This is a genomic window from Streptomyces sp. NPDC006925, from assembly GCF_042869575.1.
Lineage (GTDB): Bacteria > Actinomycetota > Actinomycetes > Streptomycetales > Streptomycetaceae > Streptomyces.
Genome location: NZ_JBIAGB010000003.1, coordinates 1 through 7507, shown reverse-complemented (window position 1 = coordinate 7507; position 7507 = coordinate 1). Strand labels below are relative to the sequence as shown.

Sequence of the window (7507 nt, the reverse complement as noted above, 5' to 3'; positions counted from 1 at the left end):
GCCCCCCCCCCCCCCCGGGGGGGGGGCCCGCCCCGGCCCCCGCCCCCCCCCCCCCCCCCCCCCCGCCCCCCCCCCCCCCCCCCCCCCCCCCCCCCCCCTCGCTCTGTGCTGTCACCGCACGTGTGGCGCGGCGGAGTCCCGGCGTCCACTGTCGCGCGCGGGGCGCGGAGCCGGGGGGTCGCGGGGCGGCGGGAGACCGCCGCCCCGCACCGCCGCCGCCGGTGGGCGGCCGGTCGCGGCCCGCGCACGGGGTGCCGGTGAACGGGCCCCCACGGGCCGTGTCACCATGGCGCGGAAGCCGGGCCGGTCGGCACCGGGATCAGGGACCCGGACGCGGCGGCCGGTGCGGATGCTGAACGGAAGGCGGGCGCGGTGGCGGCAACAGCATGGGTGGTGCAGAACACCCCGCAGGGCGGGCCGGGACGGTTCGGCGACTGGCTCACCGAAGCGGGCGTCGCTGTCCGGACCGTCCCGGCCCACGAGGGGGCGCCGCTCCCCTCGCGGCTCGCGGGCGGGGCCTTGGTGGTGCTCGGCGGCGGGTTCCTGCCCGACGACGACGCACGCGCCCCCTGGCTGGCGCCCACCCGCGCCCTGGTGGCCGAGGCGCTCGACACGGGAGCGCCGCTGTTCGGCATCTGCCTCGGAGGGCAGATGCTGGCCCACGTCGCCGGGGGAGAGGTCGCGGCGGAGCACGGCGAGCCCGAGATCGGCAGCACTCCGCTCACCCTGCGGGCCGAGGCGCGGAGCGATCCGCTCTTCCACGACCTGCCCTCGCCGGTGACGGCCGTCGAGCGGCACGTGGACGCCGTCACGGCCCTGCCGCCCGGCGCCGCATGGCTCGCGCGGAGCGAGCGCTGCCCCTACCAGGCGTTCCGTGTGGGGGAGCGGGCCTGGGGCGTCCAATTCCACCCGGAGGCCTCGCCCGACCAGGTCCTGACCTGGGACCTGGCGGGCCGTGCCGAACGCGGCCTCGATCGTGCGGCGCTCCACCGCCGGGCGACCGAGGACGCCGTCACCTCGACTCCGGTGTGGCGCAAGCTGGCCCACCGGTTCGCGGCGTCGGTCCTGGGAGCGGACCGAGAGCCGGGGCGCGACTGACCGCCGGGGTCAGGGACGCACCTCGATCCGCCCGATGCCGCTGCCCAGTTTGCTGCAGTGCGCGGTGGACTGGCCCGACTGCCCCGGCCGCAGCGTGACATGTTCGCCATCGATGTCGGGGCTCCAGCCGCAGACCAGATGGACCCAGAAGGTCTGCGTCGCCCTGCCGTTGTTCCTGCACAGGGCGTAGCCGGTGTACTCGTCGTTGTGGTGCCTGCCGGTGTGGCAGCTCAGGCCCGGCGGGGTGGCGGCGCCGACGGCCGCCACGGTGGCGGCCGAGGGCAGCGACAGCAGCGTCAGCGCGGCGAGCGTGAGGGCGGCGAACCTGGCCGCGGCCCTGCGGGGCCGTACGGTGACCGGTGTCATGCGGTGCTCCTTGGTCGAGGGCGGTGCCCTTCGAGTGGTTCGCCTGCTGCCTCCCCCGCCGCACGGTCGGAAAACTGCGCATACCTTGACACTTGGTCAACTACCCGCAGGATGCCGTCATCCAGGACATGGTTCCGGCCCCGGCATCGGCCGGACCTGCCCCGGCCCGACCCGGTCGTCCCCGTGCCGCCGCCCGCGCGGCGGCCCGCCCACCGCGCCAACCCGCCGACCGCCGCGCCCGACCGGTCACCTTCGCTGAGCAGGGAAAACGTTGACCCTGCCGGTGATCCCTGGAAGCCTGCCGCCATGGCGCTCAACGCAGTCCTGGGTGTGGACATCGGCACCTCCAGCAGCAAGGGCGTACTGGTGGGGCTGGACGGCACGCTGCTGGCCTCCGCCGTACGCGAGCACACCGTCGAGCGGCCCGCTCCGGGGCGCGTGGAGATGGACGCCGGTGTCTGGTGGGACGAACTGGCCTCCCTCTCCCGGGAGCTGACCGAGGCGGCCGACGCCCGGACCGTCGCCGTCGGACTCAGCGGCATGGGCCCCTGCGTGCTGCTCACCGACGCCGACGACACACCCCTCCGCCCTGCGATCCTCTACGGCGTCGACACCCGCTCCGTCGACCAGATCGCCCGCCTCGGGGCGGAGTTGGGCACCGCGGAGATCCGGCGCCGCTGCGGCTCCGACCTGAGCAGCCAGGCCGCCGGCGCCAAGATCGCCTGGATCGCGGACGAGGAACCGGAGCTGTACGCGCGCGCCCGGAGGTTCTACACCTCCAGTTCCTGGCTGGTGCGGAAGCTGACCGGCAGCTACGTGCTCGACCACCACACGGCGAGCCAGACGACCCCGCTCTACGACACCGTCGCGCACCAGTGGTACACGCCCTGGACCGACCGCGTCGCCCCCGGCCTCGAACTGCCTCCGCTGCGCTGGTCCGGTGAGGCCGCGGGCACCGTCACCGCCGAGGCCGCCCGCCGCACCGGACTGCCCCCCGGCATCCCCGTCGTCACCGGCACCGTGGACGCCTGGGCCGAGGCGCTGAGCGTGGGCGCGCACCGGCCCGGCGACCTGATGCTGATGTACGGCACCACCATGTTCCTCATCCACACCGTGCCCCGCCTGCTCACCGACCCGGCGCTGTGGAGCACCGTCGGAGCCCTGCCCGGCACCCGCAGCCTCGCCGGAGGCACGGCCACCTCCGGTGCCGTCACCGGCTGGCTCCGGGAGCTGTTCGGCACCCCGGACTACGCGGAGCTGCTCCGACTCGCCGAAGCCTCGCCTCCCGGTGCGAACGGCCTGCTGATGCTGCCCTACTTCGCGGGCGAGCGCACCCCCGTCATGGATCCGCACGCCCGCGGCGTGCTGGCCGGCCTGACCCTGAGCCACACCCGCGGCGACCTCTACCGTGCCGCGCTCGAGGGGACCGCCTACGCCGTACGGCACAACATCGAGGCCATTGAGCGGGCGGGCGGGGACATCCGCCGGATCGTCGCCGTCGGCGGCGGCACCCAGGGCGGGCTGTGGACCCGGATCGTCTCCGATGTCACCGGCAGATCCCAGGAGTTGCGGACCACCTCCATCGGCGCCTGCTACGGCGGCGCGCTGCTCGCCGCGCAACTGGTGACCGATGCCTCCGCCGACACCTGGAACCCCGTCCGCGGGACCGTCGCACCGCACCCCGGAACCACCGGCAGGTACGAGGAGCTGTACGGCCTCTACCGCGCGCTCTACCCGGCGTCGGCGGACGTGGTCCACGCGCTCGCGGCGGCACAGGAGCGCTGACCCGCGGCACCGTCCGCCGCGTCGCCGTCAGCCCGTGAGCGGCGACCGCTGCGCCCCGGCCGTCCCCCCGACACCCGCCGCCGACCCGTGCTCCGCCAGCGGACCGATACGCCAGGAGGCGGCCCGGCAGAGGGCGACCAGACGGGGCAGGGCCGCCAGCGTGACCCGCCAGGAGCCGGGAGCGCTGTTGCGGTCACTGTCGTGCAGGAGGACGGTCGCCCCGCCGCTCAGGCGTGCGCGCAGCGCGGTGAGCACGCTGTCCGGTCCGGCGCCCGCCTGCCAGTCGCGGCCCCAGGCGGTCCACAGCACCGGCTGCAGCCCCAGCCGCCGGGCGGCCCACCAGCGGGTCGCGGTGAGCACCCCGTACGGGGGCCGGTACCACAGCGGCTCCGTCCCGGCGGTCTCCCGCACGGCCGCCAGCGCCCGCTCCAGGTCCCGGCGGTCGGCTACCGGGCGCGGGAGCCAGGGGGGCTGGTGCTCCCAGCAGTGCACCGCCAGCTCGTGGCCCTCGGCGGCCATGCACCGTACGAGAGCGGGGTGGCGCAGCACGGCGGCGCCCTGGAGGAAGAACGTCGCCCGCAGCCCCAGCCGGTCCAACTCCCGCAGGAAGGCCGGGGTGGACCGGGCGTCCGGTCCGTCGTCGAAGGTCAGCGCGATGTGGTCGGCCCGGCCGCGCCCGTCCAGCTCCGGGCGGAACGCGGCCCGCACCGGCGGCAGCCAGGTGGCGGCCGGCACGATGTTCGCGGCCGCGACGGCTGCCGACGCTGCCACCAGTGTGGACAGCACGCGGGGCCGGTTCACCAGATCTCCTTCTCGGAGGTGCCCGCCACCGCAGGCGACCGGGCCAGCTGCACGCTTCCCACACTGATCAGCGCGAGCGCGGCCAGCTCCGGCAGCACCCGCCAGCCGAGCGACAGCCGCTCGTCGAACAGGGCGGCGCCCAGCACCACACTGAAGAACGCGTCCCCCAGCGTGAGCGCGGGCTGCGAGGCGACCAGCGTTCCCGCGTGCAGTGTCATCTGCAGCAGCAGGAACCCCGCTCCGCCCGCGACCGCCACCCCGTAGGTCTGCCATGCCGTCAGCAGCGCCACCAGTCCGTCGTCCGCCAGATAGGAGATGGCGTCCTTCATCAGCGCGGCCGTCACCCCGAACAGTACGGCCGTGGCCGAGCCCAGCACGGTCGCCCGCGGCGCGGACGGCAGCCGGAAGGCCACCACGACCAGCACCGCCACCAGCGCGACGACCAGCGGGGCCATCACCATCCAGCGCCCGGAGGGCACAGAGGCCGCCCCGCCAGAAGGCCACACCAGCCACAGGAACGCCGCCAGCCCGACCACCATCGCCGCGAAGGCCGCCCACGCCCGCCCGCCGGGCCGCTGCCGGAACACCAGGCCGCCCAGCACCAGGGTGAACAGCAACTCCGTCGTCATCACCGGCTGCACCACGGCCAGCGGCCCCGTCGCCAACGCACCCGCCTGGCACACCGCCGAGAGCACCAGCGTGCCCGCCCCCCACAGCCACACCGGACGGCGCAGCAATCCCGGCAGCCACGACAACCGCCGCCCGGACGGGCCCGGCCGCTCCACCGCCGCTGCCCGCCGCTGGAGCACGGAAGCGGCCGCGTTCCCCATCGCGGCGAGCACCGCCAGCAGGATCGAGAGGGCTGTCCACAGCACGCGGGCGCCTAGCCGAAGCGCTGGGCCAGGCTGCGGAACACCCCCGGGGCGGCCCCGTGCAGCCACGCGGGCATGGCCATCCAGGACGGCACATACGCGTTGGGGCGGCCCGTGCGCAGGGCCCGGCACACCGCCTCGGCCACCCGTGTCGCGGGCACGGGCCGTGGCCGGTCACGCCGGTAGGGTGCCCCGCGGCGCTGGAAGAAGGGCGTGTCGACCACTCCGGGCAGCACCATCGAGACCCCCACCCCGCTCGGTGCCAACTCGTAGCGCAGGCTGTCGGCGAACGCGGCGAGCCCGGCCTTCGTCGCCGAGTACACCGCCTCGCCCCGCACCCCGACGCTGCCGGCCATGGAACCGATCAGCACCACCTGTCCGCAGCGCCGGTCCACCATGCCGGGCAGCAGGAGCCGCACCAGGTGCAGAGTCGCATTCAGGTTCAGCTCCAGCACCTCGTCGATGTCCTCCGGGGGCATCGCGGCGAACGACCCCGCCCAGCCGATGCCCGCGCCCGCCACCAGCGCGTCCACCCTGCCGCTGTGCACCAGGGCCTCCTCGGCCAGTTGCGCGCGGGACCGCGCATCGGCCAGATCCGCTGCCAGCGGCACTCCGCCGGTCCGGGTCGCCACCTGCCCCAGCCGCCCCCCGTCCCGGCCGTTGAGCAGCAGCCGCCAGGCGCCGTCCGCGGCGAGCTCCTCGGCCACGGCCGCGCCGATACCCGAGGACGCTCCGGTCACCAGGGCCACCGGGCGGTGCGCCCGGCTTTCCGCTTCCGAGCCCGAGGGCGCGCGCTTGAGCGGCCGGGCGCGGGTGGGCACCGACAGCCGGCCGGTCGGATGCCGCCGGTAGCGGTGCCGCAGCGAAGGGGCCCGGAGCGGCGGATCCGTCGGACGGCCGTCGGATCTGCCGAGCCTGTCGAACACGGACGCCTCCGGTGAGCAGTACGGGCCCCGACGGGGCCGGGAACATGTACCGGGGCGCAACCGGCCCCGGCTCCAGCATGCTGGCAACCGCGCTCGGCAGCCGCCCGGAGCCCTGCCCGGGTCCGCCGAACCACCTGTTCGGCTCCCCGCGCCGGCGGCCGGGCCGCCCGGAGGCCGGGCGCCACGGCGCCCGGCCGGAACGGCTGAGTGTCGCTACGCCGCCGCCGACGAGCGGACAGCACACTGGTCTACGGATGTGCCGAGAGGCTGCGGACGTGTCCAGCCGCCCGCAGAGCCCCGGCGCGCTGTCCCGGGCCCAGCGGGTCCGGGGCAGCGCCGGTCCGCGCCCGCCGACGACCCTGGAGCCCCATGCCGCACCGCTTCCTGCTGCTGAGTGCCAGCATGGGCGCGGGCCACGACGCGGTCGCGCACGAACTGGCGCACCGGCTGCGGGCTCGCGGGCACCCGGCTGTCGTACGCGACATTCTCGGCATGCTCCCGGCGGGCAGCGGCCGGGCGCTGCGGACCGGCTACCGGGGCACCGTGCGGCACGCACCGAAGCTCTACGGCGCGGTGTACGCGAGCTTCCTCGCCACGGCCGCCGCGCCCGGACCGCGCCCCAGCAGCGCACCGCTGGCGGCACTCGCCGAGCGCCCGCTCCTGCGGGCCGTCGCGGAGTGGCGTCCCGATGTCGTCGTGCCCACCTTCCATCTGAGCGCGCAGGTGACCGGGCGGCTGCGGGCCCGCGGCGCGCTGGAGGTGCCCGCCGCGGTCGTCGTGGTCGACTTCGCCGTCCACCGCGGCTGGCTGCACCCGGGGAACGACCTCCACCTGTGTGTCACCGAGGCCGCCGCCGCACAGGTGCGTTCCGCGCTGGGAGGCCCCGCGCGGAGCACCGGACCGGTGGTGCCCGCCCGGTTCTTCCGGCCCCAGGACGTCGACGGCCGCTGGCGGGCCCTGCTGGACCGGCACGTGGCAGCGGCGGCGCAGCACACCCGCCCGCTCTCCACGGAGCGGCCCGCCGTACTGATGTCCACGGGCGCCTGGGGCGTCGGCACCCGGTTGCTGGAGACGGCGCGGCAACTCGCGGACCACGGCTGTGTCCCGGTGCTGCTGTGCGGGAACGACACCCGGCTGCGGCACCGCGCGACCCGCCATCCCGGCCTGCTGCCGCTCGGCTGGGTGACCGACCTGCCGGGCCTGATGGCAGCGACCCATGTGCTGCTCGACAACGCCGCCGGCCAGACCGCCGCCCAGGCGCTCGCGGCGGGCCTGCCGGTCGTCGGCCACCGTCCGCTGCCGGGCCATGCCGAGGCGGGTGTGCGGGCCATGGCGCAGGCCGGACTCTCCCGGTACGCCGCCGGGGCGGCCGAACCGGCGCACAGCGCGCACGAACTGGCGTTTCCGGGCCCCGCCCGCGCCCGGCTGGCCGCGGCAGCCCGCGCCGCCTTCCACGGCGACCCGGTCGACGAACTCCTGGGGCTGGCCGGACGAGCGGATACGGCGGACTCCCGGACAGCTTGACGTGCGTTCCCGGTGGCTTCTCGGCTCGTGGCGGTGTGCGTGGGGGTGATCACTGGGGGTGCGGGGATGGGGGGTGGCGGGGTGGGGGTTGTGAGGCCGCCCATAGGGCCCACGTCACGTACGACTCACCCTCGT

7 protein-coding genes are annotated in these 7507 nt (G+C 76.1%); 3 read left to right on the top strand and 4 right to left on the bottom strand.

What is annotated here, in order from left to right; all coding sequences use genetic code 11:
* The first annotated feature begins 372 nt into the window (after nt 1-372).
* On the top strand, nt 373-1098 hold the full coding sequence (locus ACFYNS_RS05155; protein WP_360299879.1) for a type 1 glutamine amidotransferase: 726 nt from the start codon (nt 373-375) through the stop codon (nt 1096-1098).
* Between the two features lie 9 nt (nt 1099-1107).
* Here ACFYNS_RS05155 and ACFYNS_RS05150 read toward each other — a convergent pair whose 3' ends face one another.
* The gene (locus tag ACFYNS_RS05150) at nt 1108-1464 is read right to left on the bottom strand and encodes a hypothetical protein (RefSeq protein WP_360299877.1); all 357 of its coding nucleotides are present in this window, start codon (nt 1462-1464) and stop codon (nt 1108-1110) included.
* Between the two features lie 306 nt (nt 1465-1770).
* Between ACFYNS_RS05150 and ACFYNS_RS05145 the strand changes: the two genes are divergently transcribed.
* Complete coding sequence (locus tag ACFYNS_RS05145; protein WP_360299874.1) at nt 1771-3249, top strand: FGGY-family carbohydrate kinase; 1479 nt, start codon at nt 1771-1773, stop codon at nt 3247-3249.
* A gap of 27 nt (nt 3250-3276) precedes the next feature.
* Here the strand turns inward: ACFYNS_RS05145 and ACFYNS_RS05140 are convergent, their stop codons facing one another.
* The 3 genes from ACFYNS_RS05140 to ACFYNS_RS05130 are packed head-to-tail and all read right to left on the bottom strand — an operon-like array spanning nt 3277 to nt 5848.
* Entirely contained in the window at nt 3277-4050 is a 774-nt protein-coding gene (locus ACFYNS_RS05140; RefSeq protein WP_360299871.1) for a polysaccharide deacetylase family protein, read from the bottom strand.
* Entirely contained in the window at nt 4047-4925 is an 879-nt protein-coding gene (locus ACFYNS_RS05135) for a DMT family transporter (RefSeq protein ID WP_360299869.1), read from the bottom strand. The genes ACFYNS_RS05140 and ACFYNS_RS05135 overlap by 4 nt, the downstream gene beginning before the upstream one ends.
* Before the next feature lie 8 nt (nt 4926-4933).
* On the bottom strand, nt 4934-5848 hold the full coding sequence (locus ACFYNS_RS05130) for an SDR family NAD(P)-dependent oxidoreductase (RefSeq protein ID WP_388600900.1): 915 nt from the start codon (nt 5846-5848) through the stop codon (nt 4934-4936).
* A 369-nt stretch (nt 5849-6217) separates the two neighbouring features.
* Between ACFYNS_RS05130 and ACFYNS_RS05125 the strand changes: the two genes are divergently transcribed.
* On the top strand, nt 6218-7372 hold the full coding sequence (locus ACFYNS_RS05125; RefSeq protein ID WP_360299866.1) for a galactosyldiacylglycerol synthase: 1155 nt from the start codon (nt 6218-6220) through the stop codon (nt 7370-7372).
* The last annotated feature ends 135 nt before the right edge of the window (nt 7373-7507 follow it).

Bases quoted from the DNA above. Each gene is read 5' to 3' on its own strand.
- ACFYNS_RS05150 (WP_360299877.1), bottom strand. From the start codon at position 1,464: ATGACACCGGTCACCGTACGGCCCCGCAGGGCCGCGGCCAGGTTCGCC.
- ACFYNS_RS05145 (WP_360299874.1), top strand. From the start codon at position 1,771: ATGGCGCTCAACGCAGTCCTGGGTGTGGACATCGGCACCTCCAGCAGC.
- ACFYNS_RS05125 (WP_360299866.1), top strand. From the start codon at position 6,218: ATGCCGCACCGCTTCCTGCTGCTGAGTGCCAGCATGGGCGCGGGCCAC.